Source organism: Streptomyces sp. NPDC044719 (assembly GCF_056433405.1).
Genome location: NZ_JBWKHE010000010.1, coordinates 50,700 through 75,942 on the forward strand (window position 1 = coordinate 50,700; position 25,243 = coordinate 75,942).

Consider the following 25,243-nt stretch of genomic DNA (forward strand, 5'->3'; position numbering starts at 1 on the left):
TCCGGCAACGCCTGTGGACAACTCATTGGCCCTGGCAGGCATGTCGTATCGTCAAGTAGTGCCCGTCGACGAGCCGCGCCGACGGCACCGAGTGGGAGGAGCCCCCGTGACGCAGCAGGTCCCCTCGACCGAACCCGAGCTGGCCGCAGTGCGCAACTTCCGTGATGTGGGCGGACTGCCGACCGTGGACGGACGGCGGGTGCGGCCGGGAGTGCTGTTCCGCAGCGGCCACCTCGCGCACGCGACCAGTGAGGACGCCGCCTTCCTTGCCGGTCTGGGCCTGCACACGATCTTCGATTTCCGCAACGAGGCCGACCAGAAGCTCGAAGGGCCGGACGTCGAGCTTCCGGGAGTGCGCAATGTGAACCTGCCGCTGAGCGACCCCGCCGACGGCGCCGAGTTCTGGAAGCTGGTCCGCGACGGCGACCTGGAGCAGTTGCGCGCGATCCTCTCGGACGGCAAGGGCGCGGGCCGGATGATCGCCTCCTACCGCACGATCATCAAGCACCGCACCGGCGAGCACTCGAAGGTGCTGCACGCGCTGGCCGAGGACAGCGTCCCCGCGCTGATGCACTGCGCGGCGGGCAAGGACCGCGCGGGCCTCTCGATCGCGGTGACGCTGCTCGCGGTGGGCGTCGAGCGCGAGGCGATCGTCGAGGACTACCTGAAGTCGAACGCCAAGCACCGCCGCTACAAGGTGCGCCGCAGCGGCTCCGCCGACTCGGCCTACTCCCCCGAGGTCATGGAGCTGCTCAGCCCTCTGTTCGACGCGCGCGCCGAGTATCTGTCGGCGGCCTTCGACACCATCGAGGAGACCTGGGGCGGCGTCGACGCCTATATGGAGAAGGGGCTCGAGATCGCTCCGGAGACGCGTGAGCGACTGCGCGAGCGGCTTCTCGACTGAAGTAACGGGTCAGCGGGCCCCCGCCTCGAAGAGGAAATAGACGAACGCGGCGAAGACATGCCCCATCACGAGGTAGATGAACAGCCGCACCCACAGGGCGCGCGGGAACTTGTCCTCCATGTCGCTCAAGGCGTCTCTCCAGGGGTGGGGCCCAGGCACAGGGTGGCCGTGGGACTCTGCAACAGGGTGTGGACGAAAAGCAGCTCGACGCCGTCCTGGTCCTCGGCGGCGATCCGGTGCGGGGTGAGCGAGTCGAAGTGGGCGCTGTCGCCGGGCGCCAGCCGGTGCGTGGTGTCCCCGAGGCGCAGCCGCAGCCGGCCCCGCAGCACATGGAGCCACTCCTCGCCCGGGTGGACGCGCACGATGTCGCCCTGGGAGCCGTAGGGCACATGGACCCGCAGGGCCTGCATCCCGCGTCCGGACGCGCCGGCCTGCCAGTACGTCCAGCCGCCCGCCGTGGTCGGTTCCATGTCGGCCGCGCGGACGACGGCGTCCCGGTCGGCGACCGTCTCACCGAGCAGTTCGGCAACGGTCGTACCGTAGACACGGGCGAGCGCGAGCAGCATCGGCAGCGAGGGCTGGCGCTGTCCGGTCTCCAGACGGGAGAGGTGGGCGGGCGACAGCCCGGCGGCGCGGGCCGCGGCCTCCAGCGTCAGGGAGGCCTGCCGCCGCAGCGCGCGCAGCTGCGGGGCCACGGCGGGCAGCGCGCCGGGCTGTTCGGAGGAACTCATGCCTCCATTCAGTCGGAGCTTTGCCCTTGCGGCAACTTTCTTGCCTCTGAGGCAAAGTCCGCCGAACCCGCGCCTACCGGTTGGCCACCGCCTGCTTGACCAGGGTCTTCCCGAAGTCCCACACCAGACCGCCGTTGTGCGCGTCGTCCATCACGGCTGTGAAGGCGTCGACGAAGCGGTCCACCTCCCGCTCGCCGATGATCAGCGGCGGGATGAGCTTGATCACCTCCATGTGGTCGCCGGAGACCTGGGTGAGGATCCGGTGCCGCTGAAGCAGCGGTACGACGACCATCTGCGCGAACAGTCCCTTGCGCGCGGCCTGGAGCATGGTCCAGCGGCTGCGCAGCTTCAGCGACTTCGGCCGGCCGAACTCGATGCCGATCATCAGTCCCCGGCCGCGGACGTCGGAGAGCATCTCGTACCGGTCCGTCAGCGCCGCCAGCCGGGACCTGAGCTGTTCTCCGACGGCCCGGACGTTGGCCACGACCTGCTCGTTCTCCATCACCGACAGCACCGCGAGGCCCGCCGCCATGGCCTGCGCATTGGAGCCGAAGCTCGCCGAGTGGACCAGCACCCGGTCCATCGACGAGTAGACCTTCTTGAAGATCCAGTCCTTGCCGATCGTGGCGCCGACCGGCACATAGCCGCCGGAGAGCGCCTTGGCCACGCACACCAGGTCCGGTTCCACACCCTCCTCGTGCTGGTAGCCGTAGAAGTCGCCGGTGCGGCCGAGACCGGTCTGCACCTCGTCGGCGATGAGCAGCGCCTTGTGCCGGTGCAGCAACTCCTGGGCGGCGGGCAGATAGCCGGTCGGGGCCGCCAGCACGCCCTTGCCCTGGATCGGCTCGACGATCAGCGCGGCGACATCGCCCTTCTTCAGCTCCTTCTCCAGCGCGTCGAGGTCGCCGAGCGGTACGGCCGTGTCGGGCAGCAGCGGGGCGAAGCCGTCGCGGAAGCCGGACTCGCCGTTCACGGAGAGGGAGCCGGTGGTCAGGCCGTGGAAGGCGTGCGCGCAGTACAGGATCCTGGGTCTGCCGGTGACGAACCGGGCGAACTTCAGCGCCCCCTCGACCGCCTCCGTGCCGCTGTTGCCGAAGAACACCCGGTCCAGATGCGGGCTGTGCGCGAGCAGCTTCTCCGCCAGCAGGCCCGGCAGCGGCTGGCAGTCGAAGCGGGTGAGATCGGCGAGACCGGCGTCCAGGACGTCGTGCAGTGCCTTGCGTACGACGGGGTGGTGGCGGCCGATCCCCATCACCCCGAACCCGGCGAGCATGTCGAGGTAGTCGTTGCCGTCCGCGTCGTAGAAGTAGGCGCCCTCGGCGCGCTCGTAGACCTTGTCGAAGCCGATGGTGTGCAGCATGCGCGGGAGCTGGTGGTTGAGGTACCGGGTGTGCAGCTCGTAGCGCTCGGCCGCGCGCTCGGCCAGCAGCTTGCCGAGGTCGAACTCCCCGGCCTGCGACGACTCCGACGCGGACTCGGCGGTTGTCATTCCAGTGGCTCCTTGGACAGCTCTTGCGTGACGGCCAGGCTTGCGCTGATCCGTCCGGCGATCTCGACGGGTGTCAGGCCGATGTCGGCGAGCACCTCGCCGCGCTTGGCGTGCGCGAGGAACTGCTCCGGGATGCCGAAGCGCCGTACCGGTACGTCGACGTCGGCGTCACCGAGGGCCAGCGCCACGGCCGAACCGACCCCGGCGGCCCTGCTGTTGTCCTCGACCACGGCGACCATGCGGTGTACGGCGGCGAGGCCCGGGAGCGCCGGGTCGACGGGCTTGACCCAGCGGGGGTCGACGACGGTGCAGCCGATCCCGCGGGCTTCGAGCAGGTCGGCGGCCTGGAGGCAGACGGGCGCCATCACCCCCACGGCCACCAGGAGAACCCGCGGCTCTGGAGCGCGGTGCAGCACGTCCAGTCCGCCCACCCGGTCCAGAGCCGGGACCGACGGGCCGACGGACTCCTTCGGGAAGCGCAGCAGGGTCGGGGCGTCGTCGACGGCGACCGCCTCGCGCAGCTGGGCGCGCAACTGGTCGGCGTCGCGCGGCGCGGCGATCCTCAGGCCGGGCACGACCTGGAGGACGGACATGTCCCACATGCCGTTGTGGGAGGCCCCGTCGACGCCGGTGACTCCGGCCCGGTCCAGGACGAAGGTCACCCCGCAGCGGTGCAGGGCGACATCCATGAGGAGCTGGTCGAAGGCGCGATTGAGGAAGGTCGCGTAGACGGCGACGACCGGGTGCAGGCCGCCCGTCGCCAGGCCCGCCGCGGACACGGCCGCGTGCTGCTCGGCGATGCCGACGTCCCACACCCGGTCCGGGAACCGCTCGGCGAAGGAGCCGAGGCCCACCGGATGCAGCATGGCGGCGGTGATCGCCACCACGTCGTCCCGCTCCTCGCCGATCCTGACGATCTCGTCGCCGAACACCGAGGTCCAGGAGGGGCCGCCCGCCGGTGAGAGCGGCGCGCAGGTCAGCGGGTCCATGACGCCGACGGTGTGGAAGTGGTCCTCCTCGTGGGCGAGGGCGGGTTCGTAGCCGCGGCCCTTCTCGGTGAGGCAGTGGACGAGGACCGGCCCGTGGAAGCGTTTCGCGCGCCGCAGGGCGGACTCCACGGCCCCGATGTCGTGCCCGTCGATCGGGCCGACGTACTTCAGGCCCAGGTCCTCGAACAGGCCCTGCGGGGCGAAGGCGTCCTTGAAGCCCTTCTTGGCGCCGTGCAGGGCCTCGTAGAGGGTGTGGCCGACCAGGGGCGTGCCCTGGAGCACGTCCTTGCCCCAGGCCAGGACCCTCTCGTAACTGTCGGTCGTGCGCAGGGTGGCGAGGTGGTTGGCGAGGCCGCCGATGGTGGGGGCGTAGGAGCGTTCGTTGTCGTTGACGACGATGATCAGCGGCCGGTTCTTGGCGGCCGCGATGTTGTTCAGGGCCTCCCAGGCCATGCCGCCGGTCAGGGCGCCGTCGCCGATGACCGCGACGACATGGCCCTTCTCCCCCTGCACCTGGCGGGCCTTGGCCAGCCCGTCGGCCCAGCCGAGGGCCGTGGAGGCGTGGCTGTTCTCGATGACGTCGTGCTCGGACTCCTCACGTGAGGGGTAGCCGGACAGGCCGCCCTTGCCGCGCAGTTTGGAGAAGTCCTGCCGTCCCGTCAGAAGCTTGTGGACATAGCTCTGGTGGCCGGTGTCCCACAGGATGCGGTCGACCGGTGACTCGAAGACCCGGTGCAGGGCAACGGTGAGCTCCACCACGCCCAGGTTGGGTCCCAGATGGCCCCCGGTCCTGGCGACCGCGTGCACCAGGAACTCCCTGATCTCGCCGGACAGTTCACCGAGTTCCGCCTCGGACAGCGCCTTCAGATCGCGTGGTCCCCGGATGCTCTCCAGAATCGTCACGTCGGGCCCCCTTCGAATTCCGTGCTGCTCAGCTCACGGTGACGGCCGGCTCCCCCGACCCCACGCCGTCCTGCTCCATCTGCTCGGCGAGCTTCATCGCCTCTTCGATCAGCGTCTCCACGATCTTCGACTCGGGGACGGTCTTGATGACCTCGCCCTTCACGAAGATCTGTCCCTTGCCGTTGCCGGAGGCCACCCCCAGATCGGCCTCCCGCGCCTCGCCGGGGCCGTTGACCACACACCCCATGACGGCGACGCGCAACGGCACCTCCATGCCCTCGAGTCCGGCCGTGACCTCGTCGGCGAGCTTGTAGACATCGACCTGGGCGCGTCCGCACGAGGGGCAGGAGACGATCTCCAGCCTGCGCTCCCTGAGGCCCAGGGACTGCAGGATCTGGATGCCGACCTTGACCTCCTCGACCGGCGGGGCCGACAGCGACACCCGGATCGTGTCGCCGATGCCGCGCGACAGCAGCGCACCGAACGCCACCGCCGACTTGATCGTGCCCTGGAACGCCGGGCCCGCCTCGGTCACCCCCAGGTGCAGCGGGTAGTCGCAACTCTCGGCGAGCTGCCTGTACGCCTCGATCATCACGACCGGGTCGTTGTGCTTGACGGAGATCTTGATGTCCCGGAAGCCGTGCTCCTCGAACAGCGAGGCCTCCCACAAAGCGCTCTCCACCAGCGCCTCCGGGGTCGCCCTGCCGTACTTCTGGAGCAGCCGCCGGTCCAGCGACCCGGCGTTGACGCCGATCCGGATCGGGGTGCCGTGATCCTTGGCGGCCTGCGCGATCTCCTTGATCCGGTCGTCGAACTGCTTGATGTTGCCGGGATTGACGCGGACGGCCGCGCAGCCCGCCTCGATGGCCGCGAACACGTACTTCGGCTGGAAGTGGATGTCCGCGATCACCGGGATCTGCGACTTGCGCGCGATGGTCGCGAGCGCGTCCGCGTCGTCCTGGGTCGGGCAGGCGACCCGGACGATCTGGCAGCCGGACGCGGTGAGTTCGGCGATCTGCTGCAGGGTGGCGCCGATGTCCGACGTACGGGTCGTCGTCATCGACTGCACCGACACCGGGGCCCCGCCCCCGACCGCCACCGGACCGACCTGGATCCGGCGCGAGGCACGCCGCTCGGCGATCGGCCGGGCCGGCACCTCGGGGACACCCAGCGAGACAGCGGTCATGACGTCACTCCCGGTTTCCGGAGACCGTCTCGCGCAGGGCGCGCAGGGACTCCTTCAGCGATCCCATGGTGGCGAGCACGGCGGTGGGCTCGTAGCCGCAGTGCGCCATGCAGTTGGCGCAGCGCGGGTCCTTGCCGCGTCCGTACTTGTCCCAGTCGGTGTCCTCGACCAGCTCCCGGTACGTGGGCACGTACCCGTCGCTCATCAGGTAGCAGGGGCGCTGCCAGCCGAACAGCGAGTAGTTCGGGATCGCCCACGCGGTGCACGGGAAGTCGACCTTGCCCTCCAGGAAGTCCAGGAAGAGCGGGGAGTGGTTGAGCCGCCAGCGCCGCCGGTTGCCGCCCGCGAAGGCCTTCTTGAACAGCTCGCGGGTCTGCTCCACACCGAGGAAGTGCTCCTGGTCGGGGGCCTTCTCGTAGGCGTAGGCGGGCGAGATCATCATCTCGTCGACCCGGAGGTCGTCGTTGAGGAAGTTCAGCACCTCGATGATGGTCTGCGGGGTGTCGGTGTTGAAGAAGGTCGAGTTGGTGGTCACCCGGAAGCCGCGCCGCTTGGCCTCCTTGATGGCCTCCACGGCCTCGTCGAAGACGCCCTCCTTCGCCACCGACTCGTCGTGCCGCTCGCGCAGCCCGTCGATGTGCACCGCGAAGGCGAAATAAGGGGAGGGCTTGAACTTGTCCATCTTCTTGCGCATGAGCAGCGCGTTGGTGCACAGGAAGACGTACTTCCGCCTGGCCACCAGCTGACGCACGATCTCGTCGATCTGCGGGTGCATCAGGGGCTCGCCACCGGCGATGGACACCATCGGGGCGCCGGACTCCAGCACCGCTCCGACCGCCTGCGCGACCGGCATCCGCTGCTTGAGCACTCCGGCCGGGTGCTGGATCTTGCCGCACCCCTCGCACTTGAGGTTGCAGGCGAACAGCGGCTCCAGCTCGACGATCAGCGGGAACTTGTCCCGCCGGCGGAGCTTCTGTTCAGCCAAATATGTAGCGACCTTGATGGACTGTCGAAGCGGCATGGCCATCTGGCTCACCTCCTGGGGAGCAGCAAGGAACGGTGCCATTCGAAGAAAGCGGGTAGGACGGAACGAAGGATACGGAAAGCCGATATTCCACCGCGCACCGTGCCGATCCGGACGAGTTCATGTTCTGGAGCGTCCACGACCACCCGGACGGCCGCAACCGGGCGCTCGCCCGCGCGCACGGCGCTCAGGAGTGTGACGGCGGACTCCATGTCGACCGCGATCGCGCCGGTGGCGCGGAGGTCGGACCGTTCGGGACCGCGTACGACGTGGTCGGAGCCGGTGAGCGGCCCGGTGTGCACGGTCCGCCCGGGTACGGCCCGGGCCAGCTCCTTGACCAGCCGCTCGGTCCCGACGCAGGCGGTCGTGCCACGCGGGTCGCGGGTCTCCTCGGCGACGACCAGGTCGCCGGGGTGCATGCCGGGCGCGAGGCCGGCGCAGAAGCCGGTGGCCAGGACGGCGGCGTCGCGCAGGGCCGGATCGGCGAGCATCCGGGTGACGGACCGCTCGGCCGCCGCCGGCCCCATGCCGGTGCGCAGCACGGTGACCGGCCCGCCGGCGCCGCCTCGGTCGCCCGCGCGCAGGGCGAGCTGCTCGATGCCGAGCGCGCAGGCGATCAGCAGCGGAACCGGGGCGGCCGGGGTGCTCATCAGCTCCCCTCGGCCTCGGTGAGCGGCCTCCCGGCCGCACCGCTCCCGTGGTGCCGGTCGGCGAAGGGCTCTCCGTGGACGTACCGGCCGAGCGCGGTGAGCGGGAACACCTGCCGGTAGAGGTGGTAGTTGATCGAGAAGTCCCACGGGAAGCCCGTCCCCGTGAAGTAGGGCTCGTCCCAGGAGCCGTCCTCCCGCTGGGTGGCGGCGAGCCACTCGATACCGCGTTCGACGGCCTTGGAGTCCCGCTCCCCCGCCGCGAGCAGGGCCATCAGGGCCCACCCCGTCTGGGAGGCGGTCGAGGCGCCCTTGCCGCTCCACTCCTTGACGTCCTTGTAGGAGCGCAGGTCCTCGCCCCAGCCGCCGTCGTCGTTCTGGACCGACTCCAGCCAGGTCACGGCCCGCCGGATCGCCGGGTGCGCGGCGGGGAGGCCCGCGGCCACCAGGGCGGGTACGACGGATCCGGTGCCGTAGACGTAGTTGACGCCCCAGCGCCCGAACCACGAGCCGTCCGGCTCCTGTTCGGCCAGCAGCCATTCGATGCCGCGCCGGGTGCTCGGGTGGTGGGCGAGTCCCTCCACCGCGAGCATCTCGACGACGTGCGCGGTGACGTCGGCGGAGGGCGGGTCGATGACCTCGCCGAAGTCGCAGAACGGCAGCCGGTTCGGGAACGGGCTGGTGTTGTCGACGTCGAAGGCGGCCCACGCGCCGTTCTTCGACTGCATGCCGAGGGTCCAGCGCATACCGCGCCGGATGGCCTTGTCCAGCTTCTCCGGGTCGTGGTGCGTGATCCGGCGCAGCGCGAGGATCACCTCGGCGGTGTCGTCGATGTCGGGGTAGTTGTCGTTGTGGAACTCGAACGCCCAGCCCCCGGGCGGCAGTCCGGGCCGTTTGACGGACCAGTCGCCGGGTCTGACGATCTCCTCGCCCAGCATCCAGTCCGCGGCCTTCACCAACTGGGGGTGGTCGGCGGGCAGTCCGGCGTCGACGAGCGCGATCGCGGCGAGGCAGGTGTCCCAGACCGGTGACTGGCAGGCCTCGATCATCCGGGCCCCGTCCTCGCGCCACACGGCGAACCGGTCCAGGGACGCCAGGCCCTCCCGCATCACGGGGTGCTGGAGGTCGTAGCCGAGCAGGTGCAGGGCGATGATCGAGTACACGGCGGGCGGCTGGATTCCGCCCCAGCAGCCGTCGTTCTCCTGCCGTTCGACGATCCAGCGGGCGGCGCTGTTCATGGCGGCTCTGCGCAGCCGGCGCGGGGCGACCTTCCGCAGGGCGTGCAGGCCCTTGTCCATCCGCTGGAAGGCGCCGTCCCAACTGACCACCGGGGCGAGGGGCTTGGCGGGGTTCGGGGCGGCCGGGTCGGTGTGCAGCTCGTCGAGCGGGAAGGGCGCGGGGCGTACCGGCCGCTTCGCGGAGACGATCGTCAGCGGCACGATGGTCTGCCGGGCCCAGCAGCCGAAGTCGTAGATGTTGAGCGGCAGCCACTTCGGGAACCAGACGAGTTCCGGGGGGAGTTCGGGCAGGTCCTCCCACTTCCACCAGCCGAACAGGGCCAGCCAGATCCTCGTGAAGACCCGGGCGGCGGCGATGCCGCCCTGCTCGCGGATCCAGGCGGAGGCCTTGGCCATGTGGGGCGCGTCGGGCGCGTCACCGGCCAGGCGGAGGGCGACGTAGGCCTCGATGCTGGCGGAGAGCTCGCCGGGGCCGCCGTAGAACGTCGCCCAGGCGCCGTCGTCGCGCTGCTCGCCGCGAATGAAGAGGGCCGCGGCCTGGGTGGTCTTCTCGTCGCGGATGCCGAGGAACTGACGGAGCAGCAGGTCCTCGGCGTCCATCGTGACGTTGGTCTCGAGGTCGCCCTTCCACCAGCCCTCGGTGTCCTGGCGGGAGAGCAGGAAGTCGGTGGCGCGCCGGGCGGCGCGTGCGGCGGCTTCGGGTACCCCGGCCGCCACGGGGGTGTCGGTGTCGTGTTCGCTGGCCGCGGCGGCGCGGGGTGGCAGGGCCCCGGTGCTTCCGTCGGTCGTCGCTGTCATGGCTTCCCCTTCGTGCAGTGGTGCATGGTGTGCAGCTGCTGTGGGTCCGCCGTCGGCCGGTGCTCCGTGCTGTCTCGCGGCACCGGCCGGCGACTACGCGAGGGCTATTCGACCGATAGTGATCATCTCTTTCGTACGACGACGAAGTCGGCGAGCGCCGCGAACTGGTCCCGCACCCGGTCGGGCATGTCGACGGCGTCGAGGGCTTCGATGGCGATGGTGTGCTGGCGGCGTGCCTCGTCGGCGGTCCACTCGCGGCCGCCCGCCTCCTCGATGAGGGCGGCGCGGGCCGCGAACTCCTCCTCGGAGAAGTTCTCGAAGTCGCTCGCCTTGGCGTCGGCGGCGAGGATCTCGCCGAGCCGCTCCGAGGCGGAGCCGCCCGCCGCGAGGGCGGCCACGACCGGCAGCGACTTCTTGCGCTGGCGCAGGTCGCTCCAGGTCTGCTTGCCGGTGGAGACCGGGTCGCCCCAGATGCCGAGGAGGTCGTCGACGGCCTGGAAGGCGAGGCCCAGGTGGTAGCCGTACTTCTCCAGCGTGTCGGCGGTACGGTCGTCGGCGCCGCCGAGCACCGCGCCGATGGAGCTGGCGCTGGCGAGCAGGGCGCCGGTCTTGTTGCCCTCCATCTCCAGGCACTCCTCGACGGTGACGCGGTCGCGGTGCTCGTAGGAGATGTCCTGGGCCTGACCGTCGATCAGGGCGCGGCTGGCGGTGGTCAGACGGCGGGTGGCGCGGCCGGCCTCGACGGTGCCGAGTTCGAGGAGCACCTCGCTCGCGAGGGCGAACAGGGCGTCGCCGACCAGGATGGCCTGGGCGGGGCCGTGCACCTTCCAGACGGTGTCGCGGTGACGGCGCTGCTCGTCGCCGTCCATCAGGTCGTCGTGGAGGAGGGAGAAGTTGTGGACGAGTTCCACGGCGACGGCGCCGGGGATGCCGGTCTCGGGGGCGGCGGACATGACCTCGGCGGAGAGCACCGCGAGTGCGGGGCGTACGGCCTTGCCGCCGTCACCCTCCGTGGGCCTGCCCTGGGCGTCGATCCATCCGAAGTGGTAGGCGGCAACAGTGTCCATGGGAGGTGCCAGGCGGTCGATGGCCGCCCGCAGTACCGGCATGGCCAGGGTCCGGCCGCGCTCCAGGAGCGCGGCCACGTCCACCGCGGTCTCTCGAGCGGCCTTCGAGGCCGGGGGCACAGTGGGCACAGTCTCTCCTCTTGTTGCGGTACCGGAGGTGCGGGGGCCGCCTGCCGTGTGGTGCTGTTCGAGCATCACGCCGCCTCCTCGAACTCGAAGAGGTGGCGTGGGCGGGGCCGGCCCAGGGCGCCCAGCACGGCGTCCGCCGCGCCGACGCCGCTGCGGACGGCACTCTCCATGGTCGCGGGCCACCCGGTGGCGGTCCACGCTCCGGCCAGGTAGAGGCCGGATGCCTTGGTGCGGGCGCCGGGCCTGAGGCGCCCGACGCCGGGGGTGGGAGCGAAGGTCGCGGTGCGCTCCCGGGTGACGAAGAAGTCCTTCACCTCGGCGCCGCGGGTCAGGGGCAGCAGCCGCTCCAGCTCGGGCAGGTACCGCTCGCGCAGCACCGCCACAGGTTCGTCGATCTCGTCCTGGGCCGCCGACTGGGACAGGGCCAGGTACTGCCCCTCGCGCAGCCCCGACGCCTCGGTGCGGTCGAAGACCCACTGCACCGGGGAACCGAGGGCGGTGAAGAACGGCCGGGCGAGCACCTTCCGGTCGTACACCACATGGACGTTCAGGATCGGCGCGGTGCCGATCTCCAGGAGCCGCTCGGGGGCATCCAGCGCGCCCTCGGGCAGCAGGTCGTGGGCCTCGCGCTGCGGTACGGCGAACACCACCGCGTCGGCCTCCAGCGTCTCGCCGGGAACCTGGACGCTCCAGCCGCCGTTCACGTTCCCGGCGACGGAGGTGACGCGGGTACGGAGCTCGGTGCGGACGCCCGCGGAGTCGAGCGCCTTGCGGGCCAGCCGGTCGTGCAGCTCACCGAGCGGGACGTGCGCCCAGCCGATGTCGGCCGCGCCCGGGTCGGACAGCAGACCGGTCTTGAACACCATCGCGGCGAGCCCCAGGGAGGCGTCGCCCGCGACCGCGTTGAGGGTGGCGACCCCGACCAGGTCCCACAGGGCCTCGACGGCACGTTCCGACTGTCCGTGAGCGGCCAGCCAGCTGCCGAAGTCCTGCGCGTCCAGGGCCGGATCGGCGAGGTCGAGTCCCTTGAGCGCGAGCGCGGCCCGGCCCACCCTGGCGCGGTCGGCGAGCGAGAGGTGCGGGTAGGTGGCGAGGCTGCGCCCCAGGTGCAGGGGTACGGGCAGCGCGTCGCGCCGCAGCCTGCCGAGCCGGCGTCCCTCGGGCCGCGCGACATCGAGGACGGGTACGTCGAGCCGGTCCTGCAGCGGAGCCAGCGCCGCGCCCTCGACGCGGTCGAGGAACCAGCGGTAGGCGGTGCAGCAGCGCAGGTACACGTGCTGTCCGTTGTCGACGGTCAGATCGCCGCGCTGGAAGGAGAAGGCCAGCCCGCCGAGTCTCGGCCTGCCCTCCAGCAGCGTGACACGCACTCCGGCGTCGGCGAGTGCTAGCGCGGCGGTGATGCCGGCGAGCCCGCCGCCCACCACGACGGTGTGCCGCCCGTCCGCGACCGGCCCCTGGGACCGCGTGCCGTGGGTCATCGCGCACCCTCCCCTGAGTGGCGGCCGTGCGGCTCGAACGACGCACGGCCGGCCATATCAGTCAGGGACGCCGCCCCGCACCGGAGGGTTGCCCGCCGCTTTCCGCCGATGGCGGCACCTTTGTCCGTCACGCACGCCTCCTGACGGCCCGTCGCGTCGCGTGCCGGGCGTCCAGGCCGGACAGGCCGCGTACGGCGACGTATGCCTTCTCCCGGCCGGGGAGGGAGACGCGGCCGCGCAGCACGGCCTCCGGGTCGCGCTCGATGCGGTCGAGGAGACGGCGGTAGATGCCGGCCATGGCGGCGACGCAGGCGCCGCTGCGCCGGTCGAGCATGGGGAGCAGCCGGTAGCCCTCGGCGAACAGAGCGCGGGCCCGTCGCACTTCGAAGTGCACGAGGCCCGCGAAGTCGGAGCCCTCCGGTGGCCGCGGCCCGCTGAAGCCGGCCGAGCAGCCGAACTTGGCGAGGTCGTCGGCGGGCAGATAGGTTCGCCCGCCCACGGCGTCCTCGCGCACGTCTCTGAGGATGTTGGTGAGCTGGAGCGCGAGCCCGAGCGTGTCGGCATACTCGGGCGCGCGGTCGACGCCGCGCGCCCCCGGTTCCGTGCCGAACACGCCGAGCGAGAGGCGGCCGATGGCGCCCGCCACACAGCGGCAGTAGACCTTCAGGTCGTCCCAGGTCTCGTAGGTCTCGCCGCGGACGTCCATCAGCACGCCGTCGATGAGTTCGTCGAGGCCGCCCAGCGGGATCGGGAAGGTCCCGGCGGCGTGCGTGAGCGCGACGGCGACGGGGTCGATGTCGTCCTCGTCGACCTCGCCCTCCCGGATCCGGGTGAGCAGTGCCCGGGTCTCCGCCATCCTGGCGACCTTGACGTCGTGGGCGAGCGCGCCGTCGCCGATGTCGTCGACCCGCCGCGAGAACGCGTACAGCGCCGACATCGCTCGGCGCTGAGGCGTCGGCAGCAGCCGGATGCCATAGGCGAAGTTACGGGCCTGCCGCCCCGTGACGGCCTCGCAGTAGCTGTAGGCGGCGAGTACCGGTGGGGACGCGTGTGGTTCCGGCTCCACGGTCCGGATCACCCCTCTCCTCGCAGAGTCACGCCCACCTCACGCAGCAACCGGACCTTGCCGGGCTCGGGCGGGCCGGGAAGTACGTCGTATTCGGCGGCGGCGATCGCGTGGACGGCCGCCCTTCCTCCCGCCACGAACCCTGCGAGCAGCAGCTTCAACCTGCCGTGGACGCTACCCACCAGGGAGGCGCCTTCATTCAGGAGATCCCGGGCCCTTTGCGCTTCGTACGCAATCAACGCACGGACCGACGCTCCGGCAGATTTCGTGGCGAGGTCCGCCTCCTGGACGTGAAATCGCTTCATGTCGGCGGCTGGCAGGTAGATACGGTCGCGGCCGAGGTCCTCGGCCACGTCCTGAAGGTGCTCGACGATCTGCAGGGCCGTGCAGATCATGTCGGATCGGCGGATCCGCTCGGGCGTCGAGGTGCCGGTGACGGAGAGGACGAGACGGCCGACGGGGTTGGCGGAGAGCTCGCAGTAGGCGAGGAGGTCGTCGTAGGTCTCGTACCGGCTGACCAGCTGGTCCTGGCGGTTGGCGGCGATCAGGCCGAGGAACGGCTCCGGGGTGAGTGAGCAGCGGCGGACGGTGGGCTGGAGGCGGCGCAGCAGGGGATGGCGCGGGGTCGAGTCGAAGACCCTGCGCAGGTCGGCCTCGAAGGCGTCCAGCAGGACCAGCCGGTCCTCGGCGTCCCGCGGGGACACGCCGAGCAGCCGGGCGTCGGCACCACCGGGGGCCAGGTCACCGTCGCCGATGTCGTCGACCAGACGGGCGAAGCCGTAGACGGCGATGAGGTCGGCGCGCCAGGCCCGGGGCAGAAAGAACGGGGCCACCGGGAAGTTCTCGCCCGCGGCCTTGTCGAGGGTGCCGCGCTCCGGGTCGAGGGCGCGCGCCGTGCCGGTTCCCGTCACCGCCGGCTGCCCGGCGCGGGGACGGCACGTGCTGCGTGGAGCTGGGGAGTATCCGTAGCCATTGCCGTCACATCTCCCGTTCTACACTGCCGACCCAATACACACTATTTCGGACACGCCGCCCAGCCGTCCGCACGGCTGCCCGACGGGCGGTGTCGCGCATTATCGCCCTGATTGCCGTGTTTCGGGACCTGTACAGCTTACGTTGTACAACGTGTCGTGGTCCGCCAGGGTGTCCCGCACATCACGAGAACACACCGATTGGCCCCAAGCTTCCTGAGATGGACCGGAGTTGACGCTTCCTTTGCAGACGCGGGGCCCCGCCGGAACAGTTGCGGCGGGGCCCTGGCCGATCCGGGCTACTTGCCCGTGAACTTCTCGTACTCCTTGAGGACCTCGTCGGTCGGGCCGTCCATCCGCAGCTCACCGCGTTCCAGCCACAGGACGCGGTCGCAGGTGTCGCGGATCGACTTGTTGTTGTGGCTGACCAGAAACACCGTGCCGGCTTCCTTGCGCAGCTCCCGGATGCGGTCCTCGGAGCGCTTCTGGAACTTGCGGTCGCCGGTGGCGAGGGCCTCGTCGATCATCAGGACGTCGTGGTCCTTGGCCGCGGCGATGGAGAAGCGGAGCCGGGCCGCCATGCCGGAGGAGTACGTCCGCATGGGCAGCGTGATGAAGTCGCCCTTCTCGTTGATGCCGGAGAAGTCGACGATCTGCTGGTAGCGGTCCTTGATCTCCTCGCGGGACATGCCCATGGCGAGCCCGCCCAATATGACGTTCCGCTCGCCGGTGAGGTCGTTCATCAGGGCCGCGTTGACGCCGAGCAGCGAGGGCTGGCCGTCGGTGTAGACCTTGCCCTGCTCGGCGGGCAGCAGACCGGCGATGGCGCGCAGCAGGGTCGACTTGCCGGAGCCGTTGGAGCCGATCAGGCCGATGGCCTCGCCGCGGTAGGCGACGAAGGAGACGCCGCGTACGGCGTGCACCTTGCGCACGCCCCGCTCCTCACCGCGCTTCATGATGCGGCTCAGCGCGGCCGTGGCACTGCCCTTTCCGGACTTGGCGCCGTTGACGCGGTAGACGATGTGCAGATCGTCCGCGATGACGGTGGGGATCCGCGCGTCCTGCTTCTGCTCAGCCACGGCCGTACCTCTCCTCCGCCTTCCAGAAGTACACGAACCCACCGAGGGCGAAGAGCACGGCCCAGGCGCCCGCGGCCGCCCACACGTGGTCGGGAAGGTACTTGGAGCTGTAGTCGTCGATGAGCGAGAAGCGCATCAGGTCCATGTAGATCGCTGCCGGGTTCCACTGCAGCACGTTCGAGATCCAGGCCGGCTTGGACTCGAGGAAGATCGGGATGGAGAACATCACCCCGGACGCGTACATCCACGTCCGCATCACGAACGGCATCAGCTGCGCGAGGTCGGGGGTCTTGGCGCCCGCCCGGGCCATGATCAGCGCGAGGCCGGTGTTGAAGCAGAACTGCAGGACGAGCACCGGCACGATCAGCAGCCAGGACAGGTCGGGGTAGTGGCCGAAGCCGATCGTGATGGCGAACAGCACGATCATCGAGAACAGCAGCTGCTGGAGCTGCTGCAACGCGAAGGAGATCGGCAGAGAGGCGCGCGGGAAGTGCAGGGCGCGGACCAGGCCGAGATTGCCGGAGATCGCGCGCACGCCCGCCATCACCGAGCTCTGCGTGAAGGTGAACACGAACACGCCCGTGACCAGGAACGGGATGTACACCTCGCGGCTCATGCCCCGGTCGGCTTCCAGGAGCATGCCGAAGATGAAGAAGTACACGGCCGCGTTCAGCAGCGGTGTGGCCACCTGCCACAGCTGGCCGAGCTTGGCCTGGCTGTACTGGGCGGTCAGCTTCGCGCGGGAGAAGGCGAGGATGAAGTGCCGCCGGTCCCAGAGCTGACGGACGTACTCGATGAGGGACGGCCGGGCGCCGCTGACGCTCAGCCCGTGCCTGGCGGCGAGTTCCCTCGCCGTGAGTCCCTCGTCGGGCGCCGCGGACGCGCTCACCGCGACCGGGGCATCGTGCGTTGTCTCACTCACTAGTGGAAACTTTCGTCTTCGAGATGCGTGGCCTGTGCGGGCCTGCATGAGCCGGGGGCCAGGGTACGGCCCGGGTGCTCCCGGATACTCCCGGATACGAGCTTGTCAGATGACGGGGGGCCGGCCCAGCCGGGTCAGCCGCCACACCGTACGCCACTTCATGGGCCGGCGGGGTCCGCACGGGGTCGTCCAGCCCTCGCGGAATCCGCCGAGCCAGGCCCGCAGGGCGGGACGGGAGGGACGGCGTACGAGGGTGAGCAGCAGCCACACGCCGAGGTAGACCGGGACGAGTGGTGCGGGGAGGTTTCTGCGGGCCAGCCAGACACGGTTGCGGGCGACCATGCGGTGGTAGACCGCGTGGCGCGAGGGAGCGGTCGTCGGGTGGTAGAGCACCATGTCGGACCGGTAGTCGATCATCCAGCCCGCGTCGAGAGCCCGCCAGGCCAGGTCGGTTTCCTCGTGGGCGTAGAAGAACTCGTCCGGAAGTCCGCCGACGTCGGCGAAGACGCGGGTACGGACGGCGTTGGCGCCGCCGAGGAACGTGGTGACGCGCGAGGAGCGCATCGGGTCGGCGGCGCGCAGCCGGGGCACGTGGCGGCGCTGGGTGACGCCGGTCTCGGGGTCGGCTATGCGGAAACTCACGATGCCGAGCTTCGGGTCGGCCTCGAAGGCCTTCCGGCACAGCGCCGCGGTGTCGTGGCTCGCGAGCAGCCCGTCGTCGTCCAGGAACAGCAGGACATCGACGTCCCGGCCGGCCGGGCCGAAGGCCTCGATGCCGACGTTGCGGCCGCCGGGGATGCCGAGGTTCTCGGGCAGTTCGATGGTGCGGACGCCCTCGGGGACGTCCGGGACGGGCGAGCCGTTGCCGACGACGACCACCTCGACCGGGTCGCCGTCCTGCTTGGCGACCGAGTCGAGGAGGGCGCGCAGTTCGTCGGGGCGGTTGCCCATGGTGATGATGACGGCGCCGACCTTCATGCCGCTCACTTCAGCCTGCTCGACGCGAGGATGGACACGAGGTGCAGCAGGGTCTGCACCAGCGCGATGCCCGCCATCACGGCCACGCCGAGCCGCGAGAAGAAGAGGTCGCCGCGGGCCTGGTCGACGATGGCCAGCACCAGGATCACCAGGGACGCCTCGATGCCGAGGATCAGCCGGTGGAAGTTCAGGGCGGCGGCGGCCTTGCGGGCCAGCGCCATGCCGGAGGAGCGCATCTCGGAGGCGGCCTCCTTGACGGGAGGCTTGCCGGCCTGGTGCCGGGCGACGCCGACGAGGTCGGTCTCGGCCTTGATGAGGATGGCGCCGAGGGCGGCCAGGGTGCCGAGGAAGGCCCACAGCCAGTCGATCCGGCCGCTGCCCCACAGGTCGGCGGCGCGCAGGCCGAAGCCGGTGAGCACCGCGGCGTCGGTGAGGTAGGCGCCGACGCGGTCCAGGTAGACGCCGTTGAGGGAGTACTGCTTCTTCCAGCGCGCGATCTCGCCGTCGACGCAGTCCAGCAGCAGGTACATCTGGACGCACACCACGCCGAGGACGGCGCCCGCGATCCCCGGCACGAGCAGGGCCGGGGCCGCGAGCACACCGAAGACGGTCATCAGGTAGGTGAGCTGGTTGGGCGTGACCCTGGTGTTGACCAGGTAACGGTCGACCCGCAGGGACACCTCACGCATGTAGAGGCGTCCCATCCAGTGCTCACCGCTGCGCCGGTCCTTCACCCCCGCGGGGTGAACGACGGGGCGGAGTTCAGCTACCGATGGCCTTGACATAGTCGGCGTACGTGTCCTTGATCTGTTCGGTGTTCAGGTCGAGGTGTTCGAGGATGGTGTAGCGGCCGGGCCGGGTCTCCGGGGCGAACTCGACGGCCTTGACGAACTCGTCCGTCGTGAAGCCGATCTCGTCCGGCAGCACGGGCAGCCCGTGCCGGCGCAGCACCTCGGCCATGTACGCCGACTCCTCGTGGGCTCCGCGCAGCCACATCGCGAAGGCCGCGCCCAGTCCGCACTGCTCGCCGTGGGCGGCGGCCCGCTTCGGGTAGAGCAGGTCGAAGGCGTGGTTGATCTCGTGGCACGCCCCGGAGGACGGCCGCGAGTCGCCCGACACCGACATGGCGATGCCGCTGAGGACCAGCGCCTCGGCGAGCACCTGGAGGAAGTCGTTGTCGCCGATGCCGCCGGGGTGCCGGAGCACGGCCTCGCCGGCCTGGCGGGCCATGGCCGCGGCGAGGCCGTCGATGCGCTCGCCCTTGACGCGATTGGCCAGCTCCCAGTCGGCGATCGCCGAGATGTTGGAGACGGCGTCACCGATGCCGGCGCGGACGAAACGGACCGGGGCCTCACGGATGACGTCCAGGTCGATGACGACCGCGATCGGGTTCGGCACGCCGTAGGAGCCGCGGCCCGCGTCGTTGTCGAGGGTGGCGACCGGGGAGCACAGTCCGTCGTGCGCGAGGTTCGTCGGCACGGCGACCAGGGGCAGGCCGACGCGTGCCGCGGCGAACTTGGCGCAGTCGATGATCTTGCCGCCGCCGAGACCCACGACCGCGTCGTAGTGGCCGGCCTTTATGTCGCTCGCCAGCCGGACCGCGTCGTCGAGGGTGCCGCCGCCGACCTCGTACCAGGTGGCGCCGGGCATGCTCGGCGAGATGCGCTCGCGCAGCCGGGCGCCGGAGCCGCCGCTGACGGCGACGGCGAGGCGGCCGGAGTGCGAGATGCGCTCGTCGGCGAGGACGCAGGCCAGGTCGTCGAGGGCACCCGGGCGGATGTCCACGACGAGCGGGGAGGGGATGAGCCGGGTCAGTACTGGCACGCGATCTCCCGTCCGCGGGCGAGATCGTCGTGGTTGTCGATCTCCACCCACTTGACGTCGCCGATCGGCGCCACGTCGATACGGAAGCCGCGGTTCACCAGCTCCTGGTAACCGTGCTCGTAGAACTGCTGCGGGTCGGTCTCCCACACGGTCTTGAGCGCGTCGGCCAGCTCGGGGGCCGCGTCGCCCTCGATGAGGGTGACGCCGATGTACTCGCCGGTGGCCTCGGCGGGGTCCATCAGCTTGGTGATCTTCGTCATGCCCTTCTCGGGGTCGATGACGACCTTCATCTCCTCGTCGGCCAGGTCCTTGACCGTGTCCAGGGCGAGGATGATCTTCTTGCCGTCGCCGCGGGCGGCGAGCAGCGTCTTCTCGACGGAGACCGGGTGGACGGTGTCGCCGTTGGCGAGGATCACCCCGTCCTTGAGGGCGTCACGCCCGCACCACAGGGAGTAGGCGTTGTTCCACTCCTCGGCCTTGTCGTTGTCGATGAGGGTGAGCTTGAGGCCGTACTTCGCCTCCAGCGCTTCCTTGCGCGCGTACACGGCCTCCTTGCGGTAGCCGACGATGATGCCGGCCTCGGTGAGGCCGACCTCCGCGAAGTTGGCGAGGGTCAGGTCGAGAACCGTGGGTTCGCCCTCTATGCCCGCAGGACCCACCGGCACCAGAGCCTTGGGAAGGCTGTCGGTGTAGGGGCGCAGACGCCGTCCGGCGCCGGCCGCCAGCACGAGGCCGATCATGCGGGTTCTCCTTCATCGTGTACGGCGGGCGCGCCACCCTTGTGGGCGGACACCCAGAAGCGGATGCTCTCGACGAGCACCACCAGGGCCACGGCCACGGCGAGGACCGTGAGCGCGACCGTGAACTGCGAGGCGGTGAGCAGCGCGGCAAGGACGGTGACGAGCAGCGTCCGTCCTTCGTGCCCCCCGATGGAACGCACCAGCCAGGCCGGGGGCGCTCCGGCGTTGCCGCGGATGCGGTACACCGTGTCGTAGTGATGGTAGGCGACCGCGGCCACCAGCCCGAAAGCCGCAGGAAGGGCTCCGTTCACGTCCGCCTTGGCCGCGAGGACGAGGACGGTGCCGTACTCGGCGGCGCGGAACATCGGCGGGACGAGCCAGTCCAGGGCGCCCTTGAGGGGGTGCGCCACGGCGGCGGCCGAGGTGAGTACGTAGAGGACGGCCAGGGCGATGAGGAGCACACTGCCGTACGACTCCAGCCCGGCGGCAGCGAGCAGGAGCGCGGCGCCCGGCAGCGCCACGAGGGCGCGCGAACCGAGCGGGCCCCGGGCGGGCAGCTTCCGCAGGAACCGCGAGAGACCCTCCGCCGACGGCCCGCTGTCGGTGAGGTCGGCCAGCGCCTGCGCGGCCCGGTCGGTGCGGCGCGCCTTCCGCGTCAGCGACCGCAGCACCCGCCCCGCCGTGGTGTACGTCGCGGCGAAGGCGCAGCCGATGAGCAGGACGTAGAAGGTGATCCGCGGGGTCGTGGCGGCCGTGAGCACCGCGATCATCGCCCAGCGCTCGCCGATCGGCAGGACGATCATCCGGCGCACCCACACCGTCCAGCCGACGCTGTCGAGCTTGCCGGAGAGGGCCGCGGTGGGGCTGGTGTTGGCGGTGGCGTCGTGGTTGGCCTCGTTGAAGGAGAAGTCCACGACGTGCCGGCAGGTCTGCAGGACCATGGCGCCGAGGGCGAGGGCCCAGACGTCATCGCCGCCGCGGGCCGCTCCGAGCGCGAGGCCCGCGTAGTAGGCGTACTCCTTGGCCCGGTCGAAGGTGGCGTCCAGCCAGGCGCCGAGCGTGGAGTACTGAAGGGAGTAGCGGGCGATCTGTCCGTCGACGCAGTCCAGGACGAAGGACGCGATCAGCAGGACGCCGGCCGCGACGAAACCGCCGCGGGTGCCGGTGGCCGCGCAGGCCGCCGCTATGAGTGCGGTGATGAGCGAGGCGGTGGTGACCTGGTTCGGGGTCAGGCCGCGGCGGGCGCACCAGCGGGCGATGTAGCGGGAGTACGGGCTGATGCAGTACGTGGTGAAGAAGCCGTCGCGGGACTTCACGGCCGACTTCAGGCGTACGGCCTCGTCGTCGACGTTCGTCAGGGCCTGCCGTGCCTCGTTGCGGGCCTGCGGGTCGGCGGGGACGGCGGCGACGAGGCTGCCCAGCTCGGGGCGGTGCACCTCGGTTCCGTCGGTGTCCAGGGCGGTGAGGATGCGGTCGGCGAGGCTGTCGACCAGGGTGGTGCCGCCCCCCGCGGAGTTCTCGCGGGCCATCGCCCGGGTGAGGGCCTGGCGGCCGGCCGGCTGGGCGGTGACGGCGCCGGGGATCGCGGCGAGCGGGAACCGGGGGTCGGTGAGGCCGAGCCGCAGCGCGTGCACATGTCCCACGAACCGGGCGTCGACCAGGGCCACCCGCTCCTCGCCCGGCACCGCGGCGAGCAGGGTCTCGGCCTCGGCGGTGTCGGCCGCGCTCCGCACGTCGAAGCCGAGGGACCGCAGGTCGGCCTCGATCGACGATCCGGGGACCGGCTGGCCGGTGAGGATGGCGGTCGACAACCGAATTCACTCCCTGGTACCGACGCGTCCGCGCCGGTGCAGTGCTGGGTGGGGGCGCCCGCTCCGGTGGCTCCCGGGCGGCATGTCGGCAGAGGCTATCGGATACCGGGAAGGCCACGTTCACCGCCTGTTAGGCAGATCGATCAACGTGGTTCGCACAAGCCTTTGCCACGATCATCATCGGGGATCCGAGGCCCGCCCCACAAACCGCGCCTCCCAGAGCGGACATCGGGGACATCGCGTGCGGCCCGGTCGTGGCCGCATAGGGTGAGCGACCATGACTTGGCTGATCACAGGCGGGGCCGGCTACATCGGGGCACACGTGGCGAGGGCCATGACCGAGGCCGGGGAGCGCGTTCTGGCGCTGGACGACCTCTCGGCCGGGGTGCCCGCGCGGCTCCCCGGCGATGTGCCGCTCGTGGAGGGGTCGTCGCTCGACGGTGAGCTGCTGAAACGAGTGTTCGCCGAGCACGGTGTGACGGGTGTGGTGCATCTCGCGGCGCGCAAGCAGGTCGCCGAGTCGGTCGCCCAGCCGACGCGGTACTACCGGGAGAACGTCGGGGGACTGGCGACCCTGCTGGACGCGGTCGCCGGGGCCGGCGTCGAGCGCTTCGTGTTCTCCTCGTCCGCGGCCGTGTACGGCGACCCGGGTGTGGACCTCATCACGGAGGACACGCCCTGCGCGCCGGTGAACCCGTACGGCGAGACGAAGCTCACCGGTGAGTGGCTGGTGCGGGCGGCGGGCCGGGCACACGGGATCTCCACCGTATGTCTGCGCTACTTCAACGTGGCGGGCGCGGCCGCGCCGGAGCTGGCCGACACGGGAGTCTTCAACATCGTCCCGATGGTCTTCGACCGGCTGACGCGCGACGAGGCCCCGAGGATCTTCGGCGACGACTACCCGACCCCGGACGGCACCTGTATTCGTGACTACATTCACGTCGCCGATCTGGCCGAGGCACACCTCGCGGCGGCCCGGCGGCTCGCCGAAGGAGGCGTCGCGGGCGATCTGACGGTCAACATCGGACGCGGCGAGGGCGTCTCGGTGCGCGAACTCATCACGGTCATCGGCGAGGTCACCGGTGACCGGCGGCCACCGCTCGTCGAGGGGCGCCGCCCGGGGGACGCCCCGCGGGCGGTGGCCTCGGCGGCCCGGGCGGCCGGGGAGCTCGGCTGGACCGCGCGGCGCGGGGTGTCCGAGATGGCCGAGTCGGCGTGGCGCGGCTGGCTGCTGCACCACGGCTCGTGAACAGCTGCTGCTGAGGATGCCCTGACCTGGGCATCGTTTCCGCAGGTCAGGGCACATGACAACGGTGTTCAGTGCCGCGTTGCACATACCCCCTCCCCGTAGTTCACTGGGGCACCCGGGCACGATCGGACGGACACAGGAGGCGGCTTTCATGGGGGCTGGACACGATCACGGGCACGCGCACGGAGCGCCGGCCGGTGGTACCGCGACGTCGGCGTACCGCGGCAGGCTGCGGGCCGCGCTGGCGATCACGCTCGGCATCGTGGTGGTCCAGATCGTCGGCGGGCTCCTCGCGGACTCGCTCGCACTCGTCGCGGACTCGGCGCACATGGCGACGGACGCGCTGGGCCTGGGCATGGCACTGCTCGCGATCCACTTCGCGAGCCGGCCGCCCAGCGACCGTGCCACCTTCGGCTACGCACGGGCCGAGATCCTCGCCGCGTTGGCCAACTGCCTGCTCCTGCTCGGGGTCGGCGGGTACGTCGTGTACGAGTCGGTCCAGCGCTTCATCACCCCGGCGGACACCGAGGGCGGGCTCGCCATCGTGTTCGGTGTGATCGGTCTCGCCGCGAACATGGTGTCGCTGGCGCTGCTGATGCGCGGCCAGAAGGAGAGCCTGAACGTGCGCGGCGCGTTCCTGGAGGTGGCGGCGGACGCGCTGGGCTCCGTCACGGTGATCGTCTCGGGCACGGTGATCATGCTCACCGGCTGGCAGGCCGCCGACCCCATCGCCTCGCTCGTCATCGCCCTGATGATCGCGCCGCGCACCTGGAAGCTGCTGCGCGAGACGCTCGACGTCCTGCTGGAGGCGGCGCCCAAGGGCGTCGACATGGCGGAGGTACGGGCCCACATCCTGGCGACCGACGGGGTGGAGGACGTCCACGACCTGCACGCCTGGACGATCACCTCGGGCATGCCGGTGCTCTCGGCGCATGTGGTCGTCAGCTCGGAGGCGCTGAACGCGATCGGCCACGAGAAGATGCTCCACGAGTTGCAGGGCTGCCTCGGCGACCACTTCGACGTGGAGCACTGCACCTTCCAGCTGGAGCCGACCGGGCACGCGGAGCACGAGGCGCAGCTCTGCCACTGACGCGGTGGCTGATGTGGTCTCCGGGGCTGGTGGGGCGCATTCCGATCCGAGTGCGCCGGGGGACGCAGCGCTACGGCGCACGCCCACGCCCTGCCCCTCCCCGCACCGGCAGGGACGATTTTCGGCCCATCGCGCCGGGCACGATCAGCTCCTGGGTCCCTCTTCCGGCGTCGAGCGGCGCCGTCCGCGCTCCGCGCTGCCGCGTGGGGACATGCGGGCACACCGCGAAGTGCCGGGAGTGCCGGATTCGTACGGCAGACTTGGGGCGCGAAGACCGATGTGAAGGATGGGTATGCCGATCACACCTGCCACCGCGACGCACAACCCGTCGAACGGCACCGCAGACGCGATTTTGCTGGAACTGGTCGACGAGGACGGCGTGACGATCGGCACGGCGGAGAAGCTCGCCGCCCACCAGCCACCCGGACAGCTGCACCGCGCGTTCTCCGTGTTCCTCTTCGACGAGTACGGCAGGCTGCTGCTCCAGCAGCGCGCGCTGGGCAAGTACCACTCCCCCGGTGTGTGGTCCAACACCTGCTGCGGCCACCCCTACCCCGGCGAGGCGCCCTTCGCGGCGGCGGCGCGCCGGACCTTCGAGGAACTCGGCGCCTCCCCGTCCCTGCTGGCCGAGGCGGGCACGGTCCGCTACAACCACCCGGACCCGGAGTCCGGTCTTGTGGAGCAGGAGTACAACCACCTCTACGTCGGCATGGTGCAGGCCGTGCTGCGGCCGGATCCGGAGGAGGTGGCGTCGACGGCGTTCGTGACCCCGCCCGAGCTGGCGGAGCGGCACGCCAAGGACACCTTCTCGTCCTGGTTCATGACCGTCCTGGACGCGGCCCGGCCGGCGATCAGGGAGCTGACGGGAGAGTCGGCCGGCTGGTGACGAGGCAGCCCCTGACGGCAGGGCCGGGCAGGCCTTGGGTAATG

24 protein-coding genes are annotated in these 25,243 nt (G+C 70.8%); 4 read left to right on the top strand and 20 right to left on the bottom strand.

The window, feature by feature from the left end:
- Window positions 1-106: 106 nt before the first annotated feature.
- Complete coding sequence (locus AC07DF_RS34545; RefSeq protein ID WP_478980332.1) at window positions 107-904, top strand: tyrosine-protein phosphatase; 798 nt, start codon at window positions 107-109, stop codon at window positions 902-904.
- 9 nt (window positions 905-913) lie between these two features.
- Here the strand turns inward: AC07DF_RS34545 and AC07DF_RS34550 are convergent, their stop codons facing one another.
- The 20 genes from AC07DF_RS34550 to AC07DF_RS34645 form a co-directional block, all read right to left on the bottom strand.
- Window positions 914-1,033 carry a DUF6126 family protein gene (locus tag AC07DF_RS34550; RefSeq protein WP_468184472.1) on the bottom strand — a complete coding sequence of 40 codons (120 nt, stop codon included), beginning with the start codon at window positions 1,031-1,033 and terminating at the stop codon, window positions 914-916.
- Window positions 1,030-1,635, bottom strand: coding sequence for a helix-turn-helix domain-containing protein (locus AC07DF_RS34555; protein ID WP_478980335.1), 606 nt, complete (start codon window positions 1,633-1,635; stop codon window positions 1,030-1,032). The genes AC07DF_RS34550 and AC07DF_RS34555 overlap by 4 nt, the downstream gene beginning before the upstream one ends.
- A gap of 73 nt (window positions 1,636-1,708) precedes the next feature.
- Window positions 1,709-3,124, bottom strand: a complete 1,416-nt coding sequence (locus tag AC07DF_RS34560) for an aspartate aminotransferase family protein (RefSeq protein ID WP_478980337.1) — start codon at window positions 3,122-3,124, stop codon at window positions 1,709-1,711.
- Window positions 3,121-5,016, bottom strand: coding sequence for a 1-deoxy-D-xylulose-5-phosphate synthase (gene dxs, locus AC07DF_RS34565; protein WP_478980339.1), 1,896 nt, complete (start codon window positions 5,014-5,016; stop codon window positions 3,121-3,123). The genes AC07DF_RS34560 and dxs overlap by 4 nt, the downstream gene beginning before the upstream one ends.
- A gap of 28 nt (window positions 5,017-5,044) precedes the next feature.
- The gene (ispG, locus tag AC07DF_RS34570; RefSeq protein ID WP_478980341.1) at window positions 5,045-6,202 is read right to left on the bottom strand and encodes a flavodoxin-dependent (E)-4-hydroxy-3-methylbut-2-enyl-diphosphate synthase; all 1,158 of its coding nucleotides are present in this window, start codon (window positions 6,200-6,202) and stop codon (window positions 5,045-5,047) included.
- A 4-nt stretch (window positions 6,203-6,206) separates the two neighbouring features.
- The gene (gene hpnH, locus AC07DF_RS34575; protein ID WP_478980343.1) at window positions 6,207-7,229 is read right to left on the bottom strand and encodes an adenosyl-hopene transferase HpnH; all 1,023 of its coding nucleotides are present in this window, start codon (window positions 7,227-7,229) and stop codon (window positions 6,207-6,209) included.
- Window positions 7,230-7,234: 5 nt separating this feature from the next.
- Complete coding sequence (locus tag AC07DF_RS34580) at window positions 7,235-7,876, bottom strand: phosphorylase family protein (RefSeq protein ID WP_478980345.1); 642 nt, start codon at window positions 7,874-7,876, stop codon at window positions 7,235-7,237.
- Window positions 7,876-9,909, bottom strand: coding sequence for a squalene--hopene cyclase (gene shc, locus AC07DF_RS34585; RefSeq protein WP_478980347.1), 2,034 nt, complete (start codon window positions 9,907-9,909; stop codon window positions 7,876-7,878). Before shc ends, AC07DF_RS34580 begins: the two co-directional genes overlap by 1 nt.
- Window positions 9,910-10,031: 122 nt before the next feature.
- Entirely contained in the window at window positions 10,032-11,096 is a 1,065-nt protein-coding gene (locus AC07DF_RS34590) for a polyprenyl synthetase family protein (protein WP_478980766.1), read from the bottom strand.
- Window positions 11,097-11,170: 74 nt separating this feature from the next.
- Window positions 11,171-12,583 (bottom strand): hydroxysqualene dehydroxylase HpnE, encoded by a 1,413-nt coding sequence (hpnE, locus tag AC07DF_RS34595; RefSeq protein WP_478980349.1) that lies wholly within the window; start codon window positions 12,581-12,583, stop codon window positions 11,171-11,173.
- Window positions 12,580-12,714 (bottom strand): DUF6380 family protein, encoded by a 135-nt coding sequence (locus tag AC07DF_RS34600; RefSeq protein WP_478980351.1) that lies wholly within the window; start codon window positions 12,712-12,714, stop codon window positions 12,580-12,582. The genes hpnE and AC07DF_RS34600 overlap by 4 nt, the downstream gene beginning before the upstream one ends.
- The gene (gene hpnD / locus AC07DF_RS34605) at window positions 12,711-13,661 is read right to left on the bottom strand and encodes a presqualene diphosphate synthase HpnD (protein WP_478980353.1); all 951 of its coding nucleotides are present in this window, start codon (window positions 13,659-13,661) and stop codon (window positions 12,711-12,713) included. The genes AC07DF_RS34600 and hpnD overlap by 4 nt, the downstream gene beginning before the upstream one ends.
- A complete protein-coding gene (gene hpnC / locus AC07DF_RS34610; RefSeq protein ID WP_478980355.1) occupies window positions 13,658-14,560 on the bottom strand; it encodes a squalene synthase HpnC in 903 nt (300 codons plus the stop codon). The genes hpnD and hpnC overlap by 4 nt, the downstream gene beginning before the upstream one ends.
- A gap of 359 nt (window positions 14,561-14,919) precedes the next feature.
- Window positions 14,920-15,699: an ABC transporter ATP-binding protein gene (locus tag AC07DF_RS34615; RefSeq protein WP_478980357.1), complete on the bottom strand. Its 780-nt coding sequence runs from the start codon at window positions 15,697-15,699 to the stop codon at window positions 14,920-14,922.
- Entirely contained in the window at window positions 15,692-16,621 is a 930-nt protein-coding gene (locus AC07DF_RS34620; RefSeq protein WP_478980359.1) for an ABC transporter permease, read from the bottom strand. Before AC07DF_RS34620 ends, AC07DF_RS34615 begins: the two co-directional genes overlap by 8 nt.
- 105 nt (window positions 16,622-16,726) lie before the next feature.
- Window positions 16,727-17,599, bottom strand: coding sequence for a glycosyltransferase family 2 protein (locus AC07DF_RS34625; RefSeq protein ID WP_454362860.1), 873 nt, complete (start codon window positions 17,597-17,599; stop codon window positions 16,727-16,729).
- A gap of 5 nt (window positions 17,600-17,604) precedes the next feature.
- A complete protein-coding gene (locus AC07DF_RS34630; RefSeq protein WP_107454448.1) occupies window positions 17,605-18,384 on the bottom strand; it encodes a CDP-alcohol phosphatidyltransferase family protein in 780 nt (259 codons plus the stop codon).
- Window positions 18,362-19,423, bottom strand: coding sequence for an iron-containing alcohol dehydrogenase family protein (locus tag AC07DF_RS34635; protein WP_478980362.1), 1,062 nt, complete (start codon window positions 19,421-19,423; stop codon window positions 18,362-18,364). Before AC07DF_RS34635 ends, AC07DF_RS34630 begins: the two co-directional genes overlap by 23 nt.
- On the bottom strand, window positions 19,411-20,163 hold the full coding sequence (locus tag AC07DF_RS34640) for a phosphocholine cytidylyltransferase family protein (RefSeq protein WP_478980364.1): 753 nt from the start codon (window positions 20,161-20,163) through the stop codon (window positions 19,411-19,413). The genes AC07DF_RS34635 and AC07DF_RS34640 overlap by 13 nt, the downstream gene beginning before the upstream one ends.
- On the bottom strand, window positions 20,160-21,974 hold the full coding sequence (locus AC07DF_RS34645) for a DUF5941 domain-containing protein (RefSeq protein ID WP_478980366.1): 1,815 nt from the start codon (window positions 21,972-21,974) through the stop codon (window positions 20,160-20,162). The genes AC07DF_RS34640 and AC07DF_RS34645 overlap by 4 nt, the downstream gene beginning before the upstream one ends.
- 277 nt (window positions 21,975-22,251) lie before the next feature.
- On the opposite strand from AC07DF_RS34645, the gene galE reads away from it, so the two are divergent.
- From galE to idi, 3 genes are all read left to right on the top strand, one after another.
- Window positions 22,252-23,223 (top strand): UDP-glucose 4-epimerase GalE, encoded by a 972-nt coding sequence (gene galE / locus AC07DF_RS34650; RefSeq protein ID WP_478980368.1) that lies wholly within the window; start codon window positions 22,252-22,254, stop codon window positions 23,221-23,223.
- Window positions 23,224-23,374: 151 nt separating this feature from the next.
- Window positions 23,375-24,313, top strand: a complete 939-nt coding sequence (locus AC07DF_RS34655) for a cation diffusion facilitator family transporter (protein WP_478980370.1) — start codon at window positions 23,375-23,377, stop codon at window positions 24,311-24,313.
- A 292-nt stretch (window positions 24,314-24,605) separates the two neighbouring features.
- Complete coding sequence (gene idi / locus AC07DF_RS34660; RefSeq protein ID WP_478980372.1) at window positions 24,606-25,199, top strand: isopentenyl-diphosphate Delta-isomerase; 594 nt, start codon at window positions 24,606-24,608, stop codon at window positions 25,197-25,199.
- Window positions 25,200-25,243 lie beyond the last annotated feature (44 nt).